The organism is Nocardia acididurans, from assembly GCF_016741815.1.
GTDB classification, from domain to species: domain Bacteria; phylum Actinomycetota; class Actinomycetes; order Mycobacteriales; family Mycobacteriaceae; genus Nocardia; species Nocardia acididurans.
In genome coordinates this window covers 1-20,153 of the sequence record NZ_JAERRJ010000006.1, presented here as the reverse complement: position 1 = coordinate 20,153, position 20,153 = coordinate 1, and the positions used below count along the sequence as shown (strand labels likewise).

Here is a 20,153-nt window from a genome sequence, read left to right as displayed (position 1 = left end):
AGGAGCCCGGCCGTGGAACTGATCGTCCACCTCATCGAACTGCACCCCTACATCGACCCGGACCGCTTCGAATCCTGGGTCCGGGAGGTCGATTACGCGACCTGCCCACAGCTGCCCAGCGTCCGCGGTTTCAGCGTGCAGCGGACCGCCGAAGACACCCGGTACTTCGAGGTGATCGAGGTGTCGAGCCGCGCCGACTTCGACAAGGACATGGACACACCGGCTTTCAAGAGCCTGGTCGCCGCCTTCGACACCATGGCCTCGGTGGTCACCGAGTACGCGGGGACCCGGCTCGAACCCGGCTACCGCGCGGCGCGCTGAACACCCGCTCCAGCGGGGCCGGGAGCCACCAGTTCCAGCCGCCGAGCAGTTTCATGAACGCGGGCACCAGGATCAGCCGCACCAGGGTGGCGTCCACCGCGATGGCGACCGCCAGCGCGAACCCGAACTGCTTCAACTCCATCACCTGTGCGGTGACGAAGCTGCCGAACACCGCCACCATGATCGCGGCCGCGGCGGTGATGGGCCGCGCGGTGTGCTCCACCCCGACGGCGATGGAGTCGTCGGTGTCGTGACCGTCCTCGTGCGCCTCCTGAATCCGGCGGATGAGAAACACCTCGTAGTCCATGGACAGCCCGAACAGCAGCACGAACACCGAGATTGGCAGATAGACCTGCAGGAAACCGGGGCTGGTGAACCCCAGCAGCCGCTCCCCGTAACCCCATTGGAAGACCATGACGGTCAGCCCGATCGCGGCGCCGGTGGCGAGCAGGTTCATCAGCACGGCCTTGATCGGCAGCACCACGCTGCGGAACATCGCCAGCAGGAACAGCAGCGACAGTCCGAGCACCAGCGCGAGCACCCACGGCAGTTTGGCGGTCGTCTCGTCGGACAGGTCGACGAAGCTCGCGGTCGCCCCGCCGACCAGCACCTGCGCCCGCGGAATGCCGGGCGCGAGGTCGTCGCGGATATGACGGACCAGATCGATCGCCGCGCCGGAATCGATGGGCACCGCGGGCACCACGCTGATCAGCGTGCGCCCTGCCGCCTCCACCGATTCCACCGCGGTGACACGGTCGTCACCGTCCAGCGCGGCCGCCAGGTCGGCCGCCCCCTGCCGCCCCGCCGCCTCGAGCGCAGTGTCGCCGGAACCGGTGACGACCACCTGGATCGGCGACACCACCCCCGGCGTGAAGGACCTGTCGAGCACCCGCTGCGCCGCGGCCGACGGCCGCCCGGCCAGCGAACCGGTGCCGAGGTCGATGCCGTAGTGCAGCCCGGCCACCGGCAGTGTCGCCAGCGCCAGCAGCAGCGCAACCGGCACGGCGAAGGCGATCGGACGCCGGAGCACCAGTCGCGCCCACCGCGCCCACGGACCGGCGGCCAGCGTGCCGTCGGAGCGCAGGCTCGCGGGCCGCCACCGCCGCGGCAGCTGCCACGCGTTCACCCGCGGTCCGAGCGCAGCCAGTACCGCCGGCAGCAGCGTCAGGGCGGCGGCCAGCGTGCACGCCACCGAAACCAGTACGCCCGTTGCTATCTCGCGGAAAATCGGTGAGCGTGTGATGAAGAACGAGCACACCGACACGGCCACGACGATGCCGGAGTACGCGATGGTGCGCCCGGAGGTGGCGACGGCCACCCCGGTCGCCTCGGCGACGGCCGCGCGATCGGGCTCGATGATCCCGCGCCGGGCCAGTTCCTCCCGGAATCTGCTGACCACGAACATGGCGTAGTCGATGCCGATCCCGGTGCCGATCATGGTGACGATGGTGACCAGGAAGGCGTCGAAGGTCAGCCCGAAGCTGAGCAGGTAGAGGACCCCGAAGGTGAACGTCAGCCCGGCGATCGCCAGGAGCAGCGGCAGCAGGGCGGCCAGCACCGCGCCGAAGGCCAGCACCAGGATCGCCAGGGCGATCGGCAGCCCCAGGGACTCGGCCTCCGAGGTCGCGGTCGTCTCCACCACGGTGAGATCGTTGGTGATCGGCGAATAGCCCGTCAGGTAGGCGTCCACCCCCTCGCCCGCGGCCGCATCCAGCACCTCCTGCAAATCACTTGCGCGCATGGGCAATTCATCGGTGCTCCCACGCAGGCCGACCAGGGCCACGGCCGCACGCCCATCCGGTGACACCTGATCCCGCGCCCCCGGATCGAACGGGCCGAGAACCGCGACCACACCGGTGGCACCGCGCGCCGCCGTGAGCACGCGGTCGACGACGGCGCGCTGCCCGGCATCGGTGATCCGGCCCTGCCCGGCGTCGAACACAATGGCGTCCTGCTCGTTGCCGAAGCCCTGGAAGTGCCGCTGGATCAGACTCGACGCCCGTGTCGACTCGGCCCCGTCCACGCCGTAGTCCGGCGCCTTCAGCTTCTCGACCAGCGCCGGCAGCGCGGCGCCGCTGAGGATCAGCAGCACGATCCAGATACCGATCACCAGACGGCGATGCCGGGCCATCAGCGCACCCCAGCCGTGCTGTCTCATCACATGCTCCCGTCGACGGGATGGACGGGAAACCACTACAGCTCCCGGACGCAGGCGGCCGGACGCCGACGCGGGGCGCGATCGAAGCGCATCGTCGGATAGCCAAGGCGCGCAACGAAAAAGATCCGGCCGGGTACCCCGAACTCAGTGTGCATCCGCTGCCGCAGATCGGCGTGCTGAATGACGATGCTGATCGGGTGGACGGCCAGACCGGCGGCGGTCGCGGCCAGCCAGAAATCCGCCAGCCACTCCCCCGCCCCCACCAGGTCGGTGGCGCGGCGGCGCTGACCCTCGGCCACGCTCAGTAGGACGATCACCGGTGTGCGGCGCACCCCCGCGGCCAGTTGCCCGGCGAGCAGCCGCGGATAGCCGATGCGGCTCAGCACGCGCATGGTCGCCGGTGCGAGCGCCGCGCGGCGCAGCAGGTGCTGTGCGGACGACATGGGCCCGAACAGCTGGGCGAGGGTGAACCCGTCACCCGCGGCACGGGCCTGCGCCGCGTCGCGCCGCAGATAGGAGTGGGTTTCGCGCCACGCCTCCCGATGGGCGAAGTCCCGGCCGCCGTGCCGGGCTACGAAGGCGGCGAACCGATTTCGCTGAAACTCCGAGCGCAGGTATCGGACGTGGACGGGATGCGCGACGCCCGTCGGTGGTCGCGCTCCCGGCTCGGCCGACCCCGCCGCCAGCTCGTCGAGCAGGCTGCCGGGCACCGGATCGGGCAGGTATGGGCCACGGTTGGTCTGCCGGTGCCGGGCGCGGATCCGCAGCCGGTCCAGCGCCTCGGCTTCCCGGCCGGTCCAGCGAAACCGGGCCAGTCGCAACGGAGTCCAGGTCGCGGGGAATCCGAGCGCGACCAGTAGCGGCCGCCGAGCCGGCACCTCGAGATCCAATTCCCAGCCCTGGGCTGCCAGCGCGCGCCGCAGCAGCCGCCAGTACAGCCCGCAGCTCACGCGCATCTCCGCGTAGTGGGCGGGCAGCGCGGTGAGTTCCCGGTCGCGGTCCACGGCCAGGATCAGGTATTCGGTCGCGGCGCGATCCGCGCCCGCGCCCGCGAGCGTCCGGGCCGCGTCCCGCGCCGCGCGGCTGACCAGCCGCGCCACCCCCCACGGCTGACTGTTGTGCGAGGACGGGCTGTCGGCGGCGATCTCCAGGGCGGTCGCCAGCGCCGACGCGAACGGTAATGCCGTGCGAGGGCCGGTTTTTCGGGTTTCCACGAGCAGCTCCGATCCGGCTACCAGACCAGCGCGAGAGCGTAGCCGGAGAGCTCACCGGCCCAGGCCCGCCGCGGCCACGGCGAGGTGGCCGCGGCCCGGCGCAGCCCCGGCCCCGCGGACCAGCCGAACGAGCCGTCGGGCCGCCATCGGGTGAGTGCGATCTCGCGGGGGTCGACGCGCATTCCGAATCCGAAGTTCTTGAGCACGGCCTCCCGGCAGGCCCAGCGCAGTGCGATCGGCATGGCGGGCGTCCCGGGCGCGGCATGCCGGAAGTCCGCGTCACCCAGTGCGGCCAGCAGGGCCGGGGCGAAAGGCCGGTCCCGTTCCAGGTCGATCCCGACCGGACCCGCCGCGCAGGCCGCCAGGGCGAAATCCCCGGAGTGGGTGATACCGACCTCGACCGGACCCGCCACCCTCGGCATGCCCGCCTGTTCCGGTGTCCCGCAGGGAATTACGACTATCTCGCGAGCGGGCTGGACGCCACGCGGGCTCGGCCGTCGCCGTTGATACGCCCGTACCGCCTGTTTGACCGCCAGCCGTCCGGCCAGCCATTCCAGCCGCCGTCGTGGGCCGGGCAGCGTCTCCAACCGCTCGGACTCGCCCACCGAGAGATGCCGGGCGGCAACAGCCTTCACCTGAGCCGCCGAGCGAGTGCGCAGCCATGCGAGCGAGATGCCGGCAACGGTCATGTCGCGGGCCGGATGGGCGATACGCAATACACTCGCAGAATCGAGAATTTCCCGGGCTCGGAACATATTTCGATTCCCTCCGTTATTGCCGCGACACAGTCGTGCGAAACAATTCTCGGGGAATGCGCTGACAGTTCGGCTGACACATCACTGACCGATCGCAGGATTCGCAACTTCCGGTGTGCCGCACCCGCCTACCTGCACGGAAAGTGTTGACGCCTGCGAGATCCCACCGATACATTGGGGCGCATCCATTGATGTATTCACCAGTCCTGTTGCGCCGCATATTATTGCGCAACGCCTGCATATCTTGCCTAGAGGTGGACATGAAAGCCTTGTCCTTGGAATCTGTCGCCACAGCGAGCAACTGGGTCGAACTGGTCGCCCTGCAGGCCGATCGATACGGCGATCGAACCGCATACACATTTCTGGACGAGAACGGTGCGGAGGCCGGCAGTCTCAGCTATCGCGAACTGGACCGGCGGGCCCGCGCCATCGCCCACACCCTCACCCGCACCCTCGACCGCGGCGACCGCGCCCTGCTCCTGCATCCCGCCGGATTGGACTACATCGCGGCCTTCTTCGGCTGCCTGTACGCGGGCGTGATCGCGGTCCCGCTGTTCACCCCGGGCCGCAATCGAGCCGAGCAGATCGACCTGATCGCCCGCGATTGCGATGCGGGCGCGGTGCTCGCCACCAGGGACATCATCGCCGCCATGGACCGGCTCGACGCCGAGCTCGCGTTCGCCCGGCTGCCCAGGATCGCCACCGACGAGATCCGCCCCACCGGTGCCGCCGCCACCGAACCCGCCCGGCACGCCATCGCCTATCTGCAGTACACCTCCGGATCCACCGCGATACCCAAGGGCGTCGTCGTCGAGCATGCGATGGCGATACAGCAGTGCCTGGAGATGACCGTCTCCTGGGGCGTCGACTGGGACAGTGTCGTGGTCTCGTGGCTGCCGCACTTCCACGACTTCGGGCAGATCACCGGCACGCTGCTGCCGGTCTTCTACGGCGGGCGCGCGGTCCTGATGGCGCCGTCCACCTTCGTGAAGAATCCGGTGCGCTGGCTCGACGCGGTCTCCGAGTATCGCGGAACACACAGCGGCGCACCCAATTTCGCCTTCGACCTGTGCGTGGACAAGACAACCCCGCAGCAGCGCGCGGCACTCGACCTCAGCTCGTGGCGGGTGCTCAGCAATGGCGCGGAGCCGGTGCGCAAGGCGACGCTGGACCGCTTCGAGGCCACCTTCCGGCCGTGCGGGCTGCCGGAGTTGTCGTTGACGCCGGGGTACGGGCTGGCCGAGAACACTCTCAAGGTCACCTGCGGCAATACCGAAAAGCGTTATCTGGAGGACCGTTTCGACCGGGCGGCGCTCGGCGGCGGCACGGCTGTCCCGACCGTGGCGGCGGACGGCATCGACCTGGTCGGCCTGGGATATCCGGTGCTGGACACCGAAATGGCGGTCGTGGCAACGGAATCGGGGCTACGACTAACCGAGGGCGAGGTGGGTGAGATCTGGGTGCGCGGGCCGTGCGTCGCACCCGGCTACTGGAACCGGCCCGAGGACACCGCACGCACCTTCGGGAACCGGATCACCGACGAGGAAGGAGCCGACTGGCTGCGCACCGGCGATCTCGGATTCCGCTACAACGGTGAGCTTTTCCTGTGCGGACGGGTGAAGAACCTCATGATCGTCAACGGCGTGAACTACTACCTGGAGGACATCGAGGCGACGGCCGTCGACGCGGGCGCGGGACTGCGGGCGGGCGGGGTGCTCGCCTTCTCCGTGGACGACGCCGGCGCCGAAAGTCTGGTCCTCGTCGCGGAGTACCGCACGGTGGACCTACTGGAACCCGATCGGCTGGCCGGATCGGTGCACGACGCCGTGGCCCGGCGGCACGGCGTCGGACCGGCCACCGTGGTGCTGATCGAACCGGGCACCATTCCACGCACCACCAGCGGCAAACTGCGCCGCCAGCAGTGCCGTTCCGACTTCCTCAGCGGGCGACTGTCCGCCGCACACCATTGGACCAGCACCGTGACCAAGACGAATACCACTGCCGCCGAGACGCATTCGACGCCGCTTCCCGCCATGGGCGAGATGGTGCGGCAGGCCGTGCTGGCGCAGATACACGAGTGGGCCGCCGAGAACCGAGGCGGCGCGGCGCCACAGCTCGACCCCGACCGCACCCTCGCCGAACAGGGGTTCGGTTCCGTCGACCAGATCGAACTGCACGAACGACTGGAGAGCTGGGCGGGCCGCCGCTTCGCCCCCGAACTGATCTGGGACGCGGTCTCCGTCGCCGATATGGTGCGGGTCCTCGCGAAGGTCCTCGGCGGCGCCGCGCAGGAAGGCAGTACGCGATGAGACTGCGATCAGCCGTCGCGGGCCTGCCCTCGCGCACCGTCACCAACGCCGACATCCTCGAGATGATCGCCGCGCACAGCTCCCCGGGATTCGAGGGCGACCTGGACGACACCCTGCGCACCGTCGACAGCTATCTGCGCTTCTCCGGATCCCGGGAGCGGCGCTGGCTCGATACCGGCGAACGCCCCATCGACCTGCTGAAGCAGGCCGCGAAAACCGCACTGGCACAGAGTGAGCTGCGCGCCACCGACATCGATCTGCTGATCTACACCGGCATCGGGCGCGGCTTCGTCGAACCCGGCGGGTCCTATCACTGCGCCGCCGCGCTCGGCGCGGACAACGCGCACTGCTTCGACATCCTCGACGCCTGTATGAGCTGGACGCGGGCCATGCAGGTCACCGAATCGCTGATGGCCACCGGCGGCTATCGGGCGGCGCTGATCGTCAACGCCGAGTTCAGCCTGCGCCTGGGCGGCGCGGTGTTCCCGCACCTGTTCCGGCTGCCGCGACCGCAGGCCCTGGCCTCCACCTTCCCCGCGTACACCCTCGGCGAGGCCGCCACCGCGACCGTGCTCACCGCGGAAGACCATGAGCCATGGGAATTCCGGTTCGCCTCGCGCCCGGATCTGGCCCCGCTGTGCAATGTTCCGCTCGAAGGCTACGAGGGCTTCTGCGAACCCTCGGACAGGCTGGCCGCCAACGGAATCGGCTACTTCACCTCCTTCGGATTCGAGATGCACGAGACCGGGCTGCCGGACGCATACGCCGTCTTCGACCGGCTCGACATCGACCCCGAGAAGGTGGCGGCGCTGTTCACGCACGCGTCGAGCAAGCGCTACTGGCAGATGATGGCCGACAAGGTCGGACTCGGCGAGGCCATCCATCACGTATATCACCGGACCGGCAATATCGTCTCGGCCTCGGTGCCCGCGGCCATCGCCTCCGCCATCGAACAGGGCGCGCTACAGCGCGGAGACCGCGCCCTGGGCTGGGTCGGCAGCGCGGGCATGTCCTTCGCCGTCTTCTCCTTCGTCTACTGACCAGCGTCGTTCAACGGGTGCATCATGTTCACACATTTCGCCAAGGCCGCCGTCCACGGAACGCGCGGAGCCGCCGAATACTCTTTCGCCGCAGTGCGTTCCACGCGCGACCAGGAGCAACGGCAGGCCGATGCGATCCTGGCCTTCCTGCTCCGGATGGGGCCCATCTACATCAAGATCGGCCAGATCGCCGCCACCCGCTCGGATCTGCTGCCGGAGTCCTGGGTGGACACGCTGCGGGTGCTGCAGGACCGCACCCCGCACATGGACGCGGCGCAGACCCGGCGGGCCATCGAACGCGAACTGGGCGCGCCACTGGAGACCGCGTTCCGGGCGTTCGACACCGTGCCGATCGCGAGCGCGTCGGTGGCCCAGGTGCACACCGCCGAACTGCACGACGGCCGCAAGGTCGCGGTGAAACTGGTGAAGGACGCGGTTCCGGGACAGATCGAGGAGAGTCTGCGGGCACTCGGCGCACTGGTGAAGGTCGTCCACGCGGTGGCGCCCCCGGTGCGAAACCTGAACCTGCCCAAGCGTTTCGAGGAGGTGGCGCGGCTGCTGCGCCCACAGGCCGATATGACCCTCGAGGCCGGCAAGCAGCAGCGCATCCACGCCAATCTGCGCGCTCATCCCTTCGTACGAGTGCCCGAGGTGCTGCCCGAGCTGGTGACCCGGCGCATGCTGGTGATGGAGTTCATCGACGCCGTTCCCGGCAAGCACGCCGATACCGTGCCGTTCCCCCGGGAGCGGCTGGCACAGCGGCTGCAGGACACCATCTACACCATGCTGTACATGCACGGCCTGTGCCACGGCGATCCGCATCCCGGAAATGTGATGTTCACTCCCACAGGCGAATTGGTGCTGCTCGACTACGGCATCACGGTCGAGCTGAGCGAGGACGAGAAGTGGGGGCTGTCCTCGTTCTACTACGCCTGCACGCGCAAGGAGTGGAGTATCGCGGTCGACCGGTTCACCCGGCACTTCGTCAGCGCCGGTTCGGAACTGCACTCGCGCCGTGCGGAGTACGACGCGGAGATGATCGACGTGCTGCGCTACCACTTCGACGTCTCCACCAACCGCTGGTCCACCATCGCCTACTTCAACGACGTCAATGCCGTACTGCGCAAATACGATTCGCGGTACACGACGAACTTCACCAAGGTGGAGCTGGTCTTCCTGTCCGGCGAGGGCTTCGCCACCCAGATCGATCCGAACATCGACATCTGGGCCAATGCCCGCAAATTCACCGACCGGTACTCGCCCTATATGAGCGCCGAGGTGGAGGGCCGGTTCACGAAGGACTTCCACGAACAGATGCCGACCTCGCTGGCCATGCGGGACCGGGCGGACGCCAGCCTGGTCGCGCCGACGCACATCGACCGGTACTTCTTCCCGAGCGGATTCCCGGTCTTCGCCGAAGCGGCGTCCGGCGGTTCGATCCGCGATTTCGACGGCAACGAATACATCGATCTCTCCGGCGGTTACGGCCCGCACCTGCTCGGGTACGCGCATCCGGCGATCAACGCGGCCATCGCGGGCGGGCTCGAACGCGGGCTGATCAACGGCATCGGCAATACCGCCGAACTGGAACTGGCCGAGCTGCTGGTCGACGCCTTCCCCGCCGCCGAACGCGCGGTGCTGTGCAATTCGGGGACCGAGGCGATCCTGTTCGCCCTCCGCATGTGCCGGGGCTACCGGCGGCGCACCATGGTCGCCAAATTCGAAGGGCACTACCACGGTTTCTCCGATCAGGGCCTGATCAGCTCCTGGTTCCGCTTCTCCGGCGACCGGGACCGCCCGAACCCGGTGGCGGGCACCCTGGGCACCGACCCCGCCGCCGTCGAGGGCACGCTGGTCCTCCAATACGGCGACATCCCCGGCCTGGCACGACTGCGCGAGCACGCCGACGACCTCGCCTGCGTCATCCTCGAACCCATGCCGACCTCGGTGGTCGCGCTGCACGTCGAATTCCTCGCCGAATTGCGCCGCGTCTGCACCGAACTCGGCATCCCGCTGATCTTCGACGAGGTGGTCAGCGGGTTCCGGGTGGCCTACGGCGGCGTCCAGGTGATGACCGGCATCCACCCCGACCTGACCTGCCTCGGCAAGGTGATCGGCGGCGGCCTGCCCGTCGGCGCGGTCATCGGCCGCCGCGAATTCATCGATACCGCGAAGAGTTCCCAGGATCCCTTCTACGACTACGAGAACAAGGTCTTCGCCGGCGGCACCCTCAGCGGCAACTCACTCACCTGCACCGCGGGCCTGGCCGCCCTGCACCACCTGCGCGACAACCCCGATATCTACCGCCGCCTCGACGCCAATACCGAACACCTCGCCACCCAACTGCGCGAAGCGACGGCGGACCGCGAAATCCCCTGCCGCATCAGCGCCCGCAACTCCATCTTCTCCCTCAACTTCACCCACCGCGAGGCGGGCCTCTACCGAGACCGTATGGCGGGCAGCAACTTCAAAGCCACCATCGCCCTCGCCTACTACATGCGCAAACACCAGGTCTATATGGCGGAGATGCACAGCTTCCTGATCAGCGCCGCCCACACCCCCGAAGACCTCGACCAGGTGGCCCGCGCCTTCGGCAAGAGCCTCGACGAAATGCTCGCCGACCAGATGTTCACCGTCTGAGCGAAATTCGACCCGTCAGAGCTTGAACACGCGGGCCGCGTTGCCACCGAGGAACAGTTCGCGTGTTTCCTCATCGAGACCCAGCTCATCGAGTTTCTTCAGACAGCGTTCGGCGGACAGCATGGGCCAGTTGGTGCCGAACAGCACACGGGTGCGACCGGGACCGCGCATGTAGTCCACCAGCCCCGCCGGGAGGCGATGCACCGCGTAGGCCGAGGTGTCGACGTAGAAGTTCGGGTACTTCATGGCAAGGGAGATCACCTCGTCGATCCACGGGAAACCGACGTGACCACCGACCACGACGAGGTCGGGGAATTCCAGCAGCACGGTATCCAGGTAGGGAATCGGGCGACCCGGTTCGGAGGGGCAGAGCGGGCCGGTATGCCCGATCTGCGTGCAGAAGGGGATATTCAGTTCGACGCAGGCGGCGAACAGAGGGTAATAACGCCGATCGTCCGGCGGAAGGTTCCAGAGCCAGGGCACCACGCGCAGGGCGACCATGCCGAGATCATCGACAGCCCTGCGCAATTCGCGCACCGCTTCGACCGGGTACCGCAGATCGACCGAAGCCACCCCCGCGAACCGATCGGGGTGGGCTGCGACATGCGCGGCGGTTTCATCGTTGTCGATGAGCGGCCCGTTCGGGCCGTACCAACTGCACAACAGAGCTTTGTCCACACCACCCGCGTCCATGGCCTGCAGAGTGGCGGACAGCGGGGGCGCCTGCAGGCCGGGCTGCCGGGTCCAGCGGAGCAGCGGGGAAAGCCAGGGCTGAGCCATGAATGTGCCGTTGGGATGCTGAGCCCAGGCATCGATTGTGAGCGTCATGCCAACCGAGAGTACTTCACTAGTGTAGTATCAGCAATCATGAGTTCCCCCAATCGATCTCATGCCGCGTCACGCCGCGTCTACTTTCAGCTGCAGACCACCGCGAACAGGCTGCGCGGCGTCGCGGACGAACTGTTTCAAGACGCCGCCGGTATCACGACCGCGCAGGCTGCGGCCCTCTCGATCATCGTGCGCGACCCCGGATGCAGCCAGCGCACGGTCGCGGGCCTGCTCCGGCAACGCGAATCGGCGATCACCACCATGGCGGCCCGGCTGGTCGCGGCGGGCTTCGTGGAGCGCAAGCCCAGCCCCACCGACGCACGCGCGTGGGAACTCTGGCCGACCCCGGCCGGCACCAACGCCATGGCCCGATTGGAGACCGCGCGAGCCGAGTTGAACGCCTTGATCGAGACCGCTGTCGGCCCCCAAAAAGTACAGGTTTTCGCGGACGCGCTCACCCGGCTGACATCGGCGCTGGACGCCCGTGACGCCTCCCGCTGAACTCGCATAGTCCCCGTACACGGCCATTTTTGTCGGTGGGTCACCGTAAGCTTGCGATCATGAGGATTTCGGGGTATCAGCGCGCAGCCTCAGCCGAATTCAGTTGCGCGGCTGGTGGTTCGGATTGCAGTGTGTTGGTCGTAAGTGTTTCGCGTGCAGGGTCATGGGGAGTGGCCCTCCGGGGGAAGGAATGAATGCCATGAGCGGCAATATGATTCGTGGTGAGCACCGTGGGCCGCGGTTCGCCAAGAGCAGCTTCAGCTACGGCGGCGGCGATTGCGTCGAGGTCGCCTACCACGAAGGCCGGATCGCGCTGCGTGATTCCAAGGATCGGCACAGCCCGACCCTGTGGTTCACCAGATCCGAATGGCGAGCGTTCATGTCGGGCGTACGGGCCGGCGAATTCGATTTCGGAGACTGACGGGAAGGTGGTGTCGCAGCGAATTCGCTGCGACACCACCACCCCCATGTGCGACCGACCCCTCGTGCGGTCGCAGGAATCAAGTCATTGGGTTGCGATGCGCTGAATTTCATCCCGGAGTTCGGTGAGAAATTCGCGTGCATCGTTGTCGGACAAAGCCATTCGAGTCAAAGCCGCCCATCGCCGACGGTGGGCGTCGACGAGTTCGGGTCCACGCGTAACCATGCTTCCCGGAATCGGTTCCGCGGAAGCTACCGCGTGGTCCTCGTTCTCGTAAATGACGAACCCGTGCGGAATCGTGGTGCTCGCCTCGATATCCTGCGGAATCACCCCGATGGCGACGGTATCGAGGGTCTCGATCGAAATGATCCGATCCAGCTGCGCGAGCAGCACACGATACGGGCCGGGCCGAAACCGCAGGGCCGCCTCGGTCATCAGGAACTCGAACCGCTTCGCGGGGTCGTACAGCACCCGCTGTCGTTCCAGTCGCGCGGCCAGCGCGGCCGCCAGCGCCTCCGGCGTATAGGGCGGGTCGAACGTATCGAACACCCGCCGGGCGTAGTCGGCGGTCTGCAGCAGCCCCGGCACCAGCGCGGGCTGAAAATTCAGCACGACCTGCGCGTCTTCCTCGAAGGCCCGCACATCGTCCTGCAGATGCACCCGCTCCGCGAGCGAAGCCGCCCACTCCCGCACCTCGGGCGAATGCGCCGACTCGGTGAGCGCACGCAGGGCGCGCAGCGAATCAGCCTCCGCTCCAACAGCTTCGGCCCAATCGAGCACCTGCGGCAGCGGCGGCACCACATGCCCGGCCTCGATCCGCGACAGCGTCGACTGGCTGATCCCCACCCGCCTGGCCAACTCCCGCCCGGAGATCCCGGCCAGGTCCCGCAGCCGCCGCAGCTCCACCCCCAACTGCACGCGCGGATGCCCCTGCCTCCCAACCGAATCCGACGCGGCTGTCCCCTCCACAGTCGCCTCCTTCTTCGGTTGATTCACTGGAACCGTGCTGATTCAGATCGAATCATTTTGATTCAGCAGAGTCAAGACGCGGTGGGTCACACTGTGAACAATCCTGGAATCACCTGCCCGCCAGACCGATTCCGCAACCATCGGGCACATGCGGCCGACAGCTCGGTCTAGTAATCACAGCCCGTACAGCGGAATCAGTGTGCCCTTGGTCCGCGCGACTGATTTCGCGGCTGCCGAACGACGGATCCGCGGGCACCCAGGGCGGAGACGCAACCGCGCCCCGGATGCCATCGATCGCGTCGATGGCATCCGGGGCGCGGAAGGGTGAATCAGCCGATGTCCGGGTGGCCGACCCACTCGATGATGGTCCAGCCCTTCTGCGGGCTGCCCTTGAGGACGACGCGGCCGCCGTTGCGCATCGGATCGGCGCCGAGCTTGCTCGGGTCGGCGTTGCCAGCGTTCATCATGGACCAGAACATGATGGTGCCGCCGTGCGAGAAGATCACCGGGCTGGTGCAGTTACGGCCCTGCACCGCGAGCAGCGCCTGGTCGACACGGGCGTCGAACTCGTTGCCGTCGATGGAGCCCGGAATCCGTGCGGCCAGGTCGCCGGATAGCCACTTGATCGGTGCCTGCAGGTACCCGGACATCGCCTCTCGCTCCGGGGTGCCCTCGTACTGGCCCGCCTCGATCTCCCGGAAACCGGGCTGAACGTTGAGGTCCAGCTTGCGCTTGGCAACGGTCGGCGCCGCAGTCTGCTCGGTACGCACCATATTGGACGCGAAGGCACAGTCGAACTTCTTGTCGGCCAGGTTGGTGACCAGATTGTCCGCCTGCGTCCGACCGCGCACGGTCAGGTCGGGCCCGGGCACCTTGGTGTCGATCAGGCCGGAGACGTTCCCGGCGGACTCGGCATGGCGCACCAGGGTGATGACCATTTCGCCGCCGCTGGTGCCGGAGCTGCTCCCGGAGCTGCTGCCGGAACTCCCGAAGTCGGGAGCGGCCGACGCGACGCCGGTGGTGGCGGTGACAGCCGCGGTCGCGGCCGCCATCACCGCAAGAGACAATCGAAGAGAACGGATTCGCATGTGTGGAGATGCCTTTCATCGTGGCGAACGCCACTTCAGGTATGCGCAAGTACCGGAATTGGGGGTGTCGCGTCTCACAGAAGCAGCTAGTCACCCGAATCGAATACGTGCTATCCCATTCATCGGGATCCTCCACACAGCGGACCCCGCGCCGACAAGCCGACCGTGCCCTGTTACTCCCGACCGGCCATTCCCGCACGCATATGGTCGATTACCTCGTCGGGGAACAACGGGCGCGGAAAGATCAGGAAGTCGTAGCCCCCCAACCGCAGCATGACCGTGTCGGGAGTGGTCGTGATCGCCGTGATGCGGTCGAAGCGCAATCGACCGAGGGAGTTCACGACTCGAATGTCCACAGCGTCGGAACCGACTCGGATCGACATCGGCATGCCCGGCGCGGCGAAGGTGTGGAACCAGCGGGTCAGCGCCGAGACGAAGGCGCGGACGAACAATCGCCACACACCCCAGCAGACGAGCAGAACCAGGGTTGCCGCAACCGCGCCTGCCACCACTTCTCCGGTGGACATCATGCGGGCGACCACGAGGACCACGAGCACCGCGCACACCAGTCGCGTCATCCGGCGACCGGTCCACCGGCGAACCCATTCCCTCGCCAGCCGGGCGGCGGTATCGAATTCGGCCACCCAGCTCGCCGTCGAGTTCTTCAGCTCCGGAAACAGCGGCAGCAACGGAAACCGGTCCGATGCGGTGGCCACCTCTGGCGAGTCCATCCGCGTGCGGATGTAGTCGATCAATTCATCGGTGAAGAGTTCACGCGGAAACGCCAGGAACTCGATTCTGTTCACACACAACACGACCGCTTCAGGCCGCACGGTCAGAGCCGACATGCTGTCGTAGGAGATTCGCCGGATCCCGTTGACCGTGCGCACAACGATCGCGTCGCTGCCGACGAGGAGCTCCATCGTCATGCCCGGCTCGGCGGCCCACCGCATCCCGGTGCGCCGGGATCCGCGCAAACGCAGGCTGATCAGCCGGCCTGTGCCTGCGACCGTTCCGAAGACCAGCAGCACGCCGATCGCTCCACGAACTCCGTCGCTGAGCGTCCATAACGCCAGGGCCACACCGAAGATCGCCCAGATGAGCACGTGGACATTGCGATGTCTGCGAATCCCTCGACCGACGGCAGCAAGGAGTTGATCCGCCGTCTCCTCCCTCGCCACGAATGTCGCTGTCGGCGTGCGCAATACAGGCAGCGGCGGCAGGGACGAGAACTGTGCGGCATCACCAGCGATGTCAGTCATCGGCCGCACGCCCGTCCGCATTCCCCTTGGTGTGCGCCATAAGCCAGAGGTGATCGCAGGCGGTGAGCAGACTGGACCCGATGAAGTCACGGCCCCAGCCGTCAGCAACCGACAGAAACTCCCGATAGTGCGGGTCAAGGCCACACACGACCATCAACCGATCGAGCAGTTCCCGCCACACCCGCACACCGACCGGAGCCCCCACCGTTCCCTCCTCGCCTAGGAAAGCCGTCGCAAGACAGCAACATAACAGCTATTTGAACCTGCCGCTCCCGACAGGTTCATATTGGTCCGGAGGCTGTTCCTCAACGGATCTGTCCGATTTCGAGTCGGTCGGTCGCGGACCGACGTAGAGTCGAAACCGCCTCGGCGTCGAACTCGCGCCCCCAGGGCGGCACGTACAGCATCTACAACCAACCCGGTGCGTGGTGAACTGCGCATTTCCGCCGATTTCCAGGTAGTACGGCATCGGCACCTGCTCCAAACCCACCGCGGCCCCCCTCGTCGTACCGACCCTGGTCATCACCGAGCCCGCCTACCTCATCGCCACCCGACTCGGGACCGAAGCCGAAGTGCGGTTCCTCGGGGACCTGGCCGTCACGGTCGAGCCCGTCCATGCGGCGGACTGGCTCCGCATCGCCGAACTCGTCGCCAAATACCGAGACCTGCCGCTGGGAACAGCCGACGCCTCGGTCATAGCCGCGGCCGAACGCCGAAACCTGCCCCACATAGCCACCACGGATCGACGCCATTTCTCCGTCGTCCGACCCCGCCACACCGACATGTTCACCCTGCTGCCCTCGTACTGAGCCGCAAGGCGAGTCGACTGAAATGCATTGGCGCGAACAGCTTTCAGACACAACGGTGTCGGCATGAACGACGACGGCGGCGATCGAAGCGAGCGGACCTGCTATCCGACACACCCGACCCACACCCATCCTGGCTCAGGGTCCGGACTTCCTCTTGCACAGGTTGTTTCGCCTGCTGGCAGCCTCGAGAATCAACTCTCGTGCCACTTCCCCGGTCACGGACTGACCCGCCAAGACATCGAACGTTCGGTGGTACAGCTTGATTTCTCGCGGCTGAGTGATCGTCAGCTCTGCGGTAATCCCTTCGACGGTTACCCGTCGCTCATCGAACATGACGAAGTTCGTAAGCTGCATCGGAAGTTCGGTACCCATGGGGACAATCCCGAACGTGATTCGCGGCAACCCCATTGCCGCAAGCAGCCGGTCCAGCTGTCCTCTCATCACCGAGTCTCCACCGACGTCGTTATACAGGGCTTGCTCGCCCATCAACAGGTGAAACCTGTGGTCGCCCCTGTATAGAACCTGCTGCCGCTCAAGGCGTTTGGCTACACCCTCTTCCAGGTCGTCTGGTATCCCGTGGAACTTGATGGACCTCCGCAGTATCACCGAAGCGTATTCGGCGGTCTGAAGCAATCCTGGTATCAACGACGGCTGATACACCCGCATCACCTTGGCCTGCTGCATCAGGCGCAAGATCTCCTGCTGTTTCTGCTTGGTCCCACCGCTAAGGGTTCGACGCCACTCACGGTAAGCAGCGTCTATGTTCCGCAGAGACGCAACCAGGTCAGGTATTTCACCCTCAGCCCCGGTGAGCTTGCACCAGAGCTGAATATCGACCACTGAGGGCTTGGTCTTGCCGTACTCGATCTTGGGAACCCTGGTCTGATGCCAGCCCGCTCTACGGGCAAGCTCGCTACCGCTAAGACCGGCAGACTGGCGAAGCGCTCGGAGACGTTCCCCGAGCGCTTCACGCTGTCGTTGTACCGAATCACCCACCAGTCAGACTTCACCCGCGTATTCCCGGAAGGACACTGCGGATTGCCAAAGCTTTTCCTTCACGCTTCGGCAGTACGCAGCTATGCCGGGGTCTGTGGTGATGGCAGCACCGGCGGGCTTCCCGTCGTCGTCTACCAGGTTGAAACCCACCGTCGCGTCGTCGAACAACCACCAGTCATCCGATGGCACGTTCCCAGCAAGGTGCCGAGGCAGGTACCGAATGTCTTCCCCTGCCTCGATATTGCCTGCTGTGATGGACAGCAACCAACGCTGATAGTCCGAATGCGGCTCGGTGACGACCCGGACACGGGTAACTCGCACGCCCCGACTGACGGTCTCCTGAACAAGTTCTGTCCACGGCCGCTTGCCGTACTCCGGCACTGGTGGTTCACCGTTCAGGAACCGCCGCAACGGTTCTGATTCGGCGGGCACGGAGTAAGTGTCCCTCACCTCCAGGTGGAATGCCTCGTGTCGGGCCTCCCTGAACAGCTCAGGCCAGGGGCTAGGCTGCCGCAGTAGCACCGTAGAAAGTCCTCTCAGCCTTGGACACTTCGATAGCGGTCTCGTGGGGCTCCATGCCCAGCCGGACCACCGTCTCACTGTCGGTGATCGGTCGGCCGGACACCAGGAACGTCCCTCGGCCGGTATCGGTCATGGTGGCACCAACGAAGGTATCCGGCTCTGCGAAACCCAACAGCAGATGCGGAATCTCGACCGTCCTCGGAGTCTCGGTCCTCCAGCCCACAACGACGTAGGTGCTGGTGTCGGTCGCGTACAGGGACGGACACTCACCGTCGCCCGAACCGCCTTTGCCCAGGAATTTCAACAACATGATGACACTCCTATCCGGACTAGGCGCAACTATGCTTGCGCATCTCGATTGTCCCGCTCCGATGAGTATTCCAACGAGGCATTAGACCAATTTCGGCATAGTTCGGCATAGATGTGGCTTGGAGACCTGCACGGTTCCTAGCGTCGGTCTAGGCGTTCGGGGCTGGTGCAATCGTCTCAACCCCGGACTGCCTCACCACGGACAGGGGCTGACATGACCGAACGCAAAAGGATCTACAGCTTCCCCGGCGGATGGCTGGAAACCAACGACTACGGCGACGGCAACACCGGAGGGTCTACATCGAGTCCCGGTTACCGGGACCGCTCGTGCGTCCTCCGCAGCCTCCCGCCACCTCGGAGTTCCCGGACCACGACTCAGACGAACAGCTGGGGGCCTAGTGCGGTACAGGGCAACGTGTTTGGGTTACGTACGGGTTGAGGTGTCCGGGTTGGGTTTGCTGTGGGACCAAGCCCAGATCCGGAAGGTTGCCGCCAAGCTGATTCGACGTATGGACGTGGTCACCGTGACGCCGGAAGAGACGTTCGCCCGGCGCGATTCGCCGCCGTGGCCAGACCTACCGCACGGACAAACGGACAGGGCGTGATGCGGGATGTGCACGAGCACTGGGGCATACATGCACATCGATCCTGAAAAGAGTTGCAGCACAACTTAGTAGGCCACTTCTGATGCTCGGGAACCGCAGGGAGGAGGTACGTCGATGATCGAAATCTAGCGACGGAACTCGTTGCCTTTCTGCACTTTCAGGACGACCCCCGGAACAACCGTTCTTCGCGCCCGCAGGCCGATGCAGTTGTAGTCGCAACCGGGGCTCTCCGCATCTCTGGGAGAACACATGCGAGTGAACGCAACAGGGTATCGAAAAGCGTTGCGGTACATGGTCGAAGAGCTGGACTGTGAGCCGCACTTGGCTAGAGCCGTCGCAACCGCGATGTGGGGCGCGTATCACGGGGTGCTGGAGGAAGCCTCCGAAACAGACGACCACGCGGCAGCGCGTCGGCAGGGTGCCGACTTCACGGAGAGGAACATTCGCGCCTGGCTCGCATCGGCGTATCGGGAAGAGATGGGCTAGAAGCCTCTGCGCTTCGCAACCGCGCCGGGGCCTTCCCAAGTCGTGACTCCCGTGGCAGCCCTTCCCTCTTACGAAGATTCCACCGAGGGTTCCGAAGATCCCACTTCCGCCGTTCTGGGTTCTTGGGCGGAATCTTCGGTCTCGAGCGACCAATCCCAGCCGTCCGCCTTGCCCAGCTTACGCGTGAGAATCGGCGGGCGTGTGCATCTGCTCCACCCCCCGCACCAATTCAGCCTCAGTGAAGCCCGCGTGCATCCCAGCTTCGATCGCATCTCGGCTGAGAACGTCGCCTTTCCCACCGGCGTTTTCACCGATGTAGCGCAACAGGAACCGCTGCGCCTCATTCCGGCTGTTTCGAACATCTCCGGGCTGAACCCGCGCCGAATCGCGAAGGATGCTCGAACCCACAGCCAGCACGAGACGCTGCGAGCGGCTGGAGCGAGTTACGGCCGAGTTGCGACAAAGCGTGACAAAGCCGCGGGGGGACGATACCGCGTGAACCCTGTGAACTGCACCGGGAAGTGCCCCCGGGGCGGCACGTACAGCATCTACACAAACACCTACCCGCCGTGAACTGCGAATATCCGCCGATATTGCGGTGGAGCGCCATGTTCGCGGCCGGTCCGGCAGCGTTTGACGTCCGGCGGTTTGGGATCGACGCGCGGAGAGGGGTTGCTCGGAGGGACGGCGGTGCAACCAGGGCATCGGTCTCCGATGTCCAGTTGCAGCAAAGCACCCAGCACTCCAGTACATGGCCGCCAGTCGCGCGTAGTCGACCCTTCATTCTCACCTTGAGTCATCCCCAACGGAAAGGCGTGACAACAAGTCACACGATATTGTTGTGAGCGATGGCATCGAGCAGTTGGGCAATCAGACGTAACTGGTACGTTGAGACCGACCTTTCCGATGGCTGGAGCTTA

18 protein-coding genes are annotated in these 20,153 nt (G+C 66.1%); 7 read left to right on the top strand and 11 right to left on the bottom strand.

Features of this window, described 5'->3' with window-relative positions; genetic code table 11:
• Window positions 1-12 precede the first annotated feature (12 nt).
• Window positions 13-321: a RedY/HapK family protein gene (locus JK358_RS15970; protein WP_201948486.1), complete on the top strand. Its 309-nt coding sequence runs from the start codon at window positions 13-15 to the stop codon at window positions 319-321.
• Here JK358_RS15970 and JK358_RS15965 read toward each other — a convergent pair.
• From JK358_RS15965 to JK358_RS15955, 3 genes are read right to left on the bottom strand one after another with little or no spacing between them, the layout of a single operon-like run.
• On the bottom strand, window positions 269-2,479 hold the full coding sequence (locus JK358_RS15965; RefSeq protein WP_232851392.1) for an MMPL family transporter: 2,211 nt from the start codon (window positions 2,477-2,479) through the stop codon (window positions 269-271). The genes JK358_RS15970 and JK358_RS15965 overlap by 53 nt on opposite strands.
• Window positions 2,480-2,514: 35 nt before the next feature.
• Entirely contained in the window at window positions 2,515-3,693 is a 1,179-nt protein-coding gene (locus tag JK358_RS15960) for a nitroreductase family protein (protein WP_201948484.1), read from the bottom strand.
• A 17-nt stretch (window positions 3,694-3,710) separates the two neighbouring features.
• Entirely contained in the window at window positions 3,711-4,382 is a 672-nt protein-coding gene (locus JK358_RS15955) for a 4'-phosphopantetheinyl transferase family protein (protein WP_201948482.1), read from the bottom strand.
• A 326-nt stretch (window positions 4,383-4,708) separates the two neighbouring features.
• On the opposite strand from JK358_RS15955, the gene JK358_RS15950 reads away from it, so the two are divergent.
• From JK358_RS15950 to JK358_RS15940, 3 genes are read left to right on the top strand one after another with little or no spacing between them, the layout of a single operon-like run.
• Window positions 4,709-6,757: an AMP-binding protein gene (locus tag JK358_RS15950; RefSeq protein ID WP_232851391.1), complete on the top strand. Its 2,049-nt coding sequence runs from the start codon at window positions 4,709-4,711 to the stop codon at window positions 6,755-6,757.
• Entirely contained in the window at window positions 6,754-7,797 is a 1,044-nt protein-coding gene (locus JK358_RS15945) for a 3-oxoacyl-[acyl-carrier-protein] synthase III C-terminal domain-containing protein (protein ID WP_201948478.1), read from the top strand. The genes JK358_RS15950 and JK358_RS15945 overlap by 4 nt, the downstream gene beginning before the upstream one ends.
• A gap of 24 nt (window positions 7,798-7,821) precedes the next feature.
• Window positions 7,822-10,437 (top strand): aminotransferase class III-fold pyridoxal phosphate-dependent enzyme, encoded by a 2,616-nt coding sequence (locus JK358_RS15940; protein WP_201948476.1) that lies wholly within the window; start codon window positions 7,822-7,824, stop codon window positions 10,435-10,437.
• A gap of 15 nt (window positions 10,438-10,452) precedes the next feature.
• Here the strand turns inward: JK358_RS15940 and JK358_RS15935 are convergent, their stop codons facing one another.
• Window positions 10,453-11,265: an amidohydrolase family protein gene (locus JK358_RS15935; RefSeq protein ID WP_232851390.1), complete on the bottom strand. Its 813-nt coding sequence runs from the start codon at window positions 11,263-11,265 to the stop codon at window positions 10,453-10,455.
• Window positions 11,266-11,304: 39 nt separating this feature from the next.
• Here JK358_RS15935 and JK358_RS15930 point away from each other — a divergent pair, with 39 nt between their 5' ends.
• Entirely contained in the window at window positions 11,305-11,766 is a 462-nt protein-coding gene (locus JK358_RS15930) for a MarR family winged helix-turn-helix transcriptional regulator (RefSeq protein ID WP_201948474.1), read from the top strand.
• 199 nt (window positions 11,767-11,965) lie between these two features.
• Complete coding sequence (locus JK358_RS15925) at window positions 11,966-12,187, top strand: DUF397 domain-containing protein (RefSeq protein WP_232851389.1); 222 nt, start codon at window positions 11,966-11,968, stop codon at window positions 12,185-12,187.
• A gap of 84 nt (window positions 12,188-12,271) precedes the next feature.
• Here the strand turns inward: JK358_RS15925 and JK358_RS15920 are convergent, their stop codons facing one another.
• The 3 genes from JK358_RS15920 to JK358_RS15910 form a co-directional block, all read right to left on the bottom strand.
• The gene (locus JK358_RS15920) at window positions 12,272-13,156 is read right to left on the bottom strand and encodes a helix-turn-helix domain-containing protein (protein WP_201948473.1); all 885 of its coding nucleotides are present in this window, start codon (window positions 13,154-13,156) and stop codon (window positions 12,272-12,274) included.
• Between the two features lie 329 nt (window positions 13,157-13,485).
• Entirely contained in the window at window positions 13,486-14,208 is a 723-nt protein-coding gene (locus tag JK358_RS15915; protein ID WP_232851388.1) for a histidine phosphatase family protein, read from the bottom strand.
• Between the two features lie 209 nt (window positions 14,209-14,417).
• Window positions 14,418-15,644 (bottom strand): YcxB family protein, encoded by a 1,227-nt coding sequence (locus JK358_RS15910; RefSeq protein ID WP_201948470.1) that lies wholly within the window; start codon window positions 15,642-15,644, stop codon window positions 14,418-14,420.
• Between the two features lie 329 nt (window positions 15,645-15,973).
• Here JK358_RS15910 and JK358_RS15905 point away from each other — a divergent pair, with 329 nt between their 5' ends.
• Window positions 15,974-16,315 (top strand): type II toxin-antitoxin system VapC family toxin, encoded by a 342-nt coding sequence (locus JK358_RS15905; RefSeq protein ID WP_201948898.1) that lies wholly within the window; start codon window positions 15,974-15,976, stop codon window positions 16,313-16,315.
• A gap of 135 nt (window positions 16,316-16,450) precedes the next feature.
• Here JK358_RS15905 and JK358_RS15900 read toward each other — a convergent pair whose 3' ends face one another.
• The 4 genes from JK358_RS15900 to JK358_RS15885 form a co-directional block, all read right to left on the bottom strand.
• Window positions 16,451-17,311: a helix-turn-helix domain-containing protein gene (locus tag JK358_RS15900; RefSeq protein ID WP_201948467.1), complete on the bottom strand. Its 861-nt coding sequence runs from the start codon at window positions 17,309-17,311 to the stop codon at window positions 16,451-16,453.
• Window positions 17,312-17,314: 3 nt separating this feature from the next.
• Window positions 17,315-17,833: a DUF6879 family protein gene (locus JK358_RS15895; RefSeq protein WP_201948466.1), complete on the bottom strand. Its 519-nt coding sequence runs from the start codon at window positions 17,831-17,833 to the stop codon at window positions 17,315-17,317.
• Complete coding sequence (locus JK358_RS15890; RefSeq protein ID WP_201948463.1) at window positions 17,814-18,143, bottom strand: hypothetical protein; 330 nt, start codon at window positions 18,141-18,143, stop codon at window positions 17,814-17,816. Before JK358_RS15890 ends, JK358_RS15895 begins: the two co-directional genes overlap by 20 nt.
• Before the next feature lie 1,267 nt (window positions 18,144-19,410).
• A complete protein-coding gene (locus tag JK358_RS15885) occupies window positions 19,411-19,641 on the bottom strand; it encodes a hypothetical protein (RefSeq protein ID WP_201948462.1) in 231 nt (76 codons plus the stop codon).
• Between the last annotated feature and the right edge of the window lie 512 nt (window positions 19,642-20,153).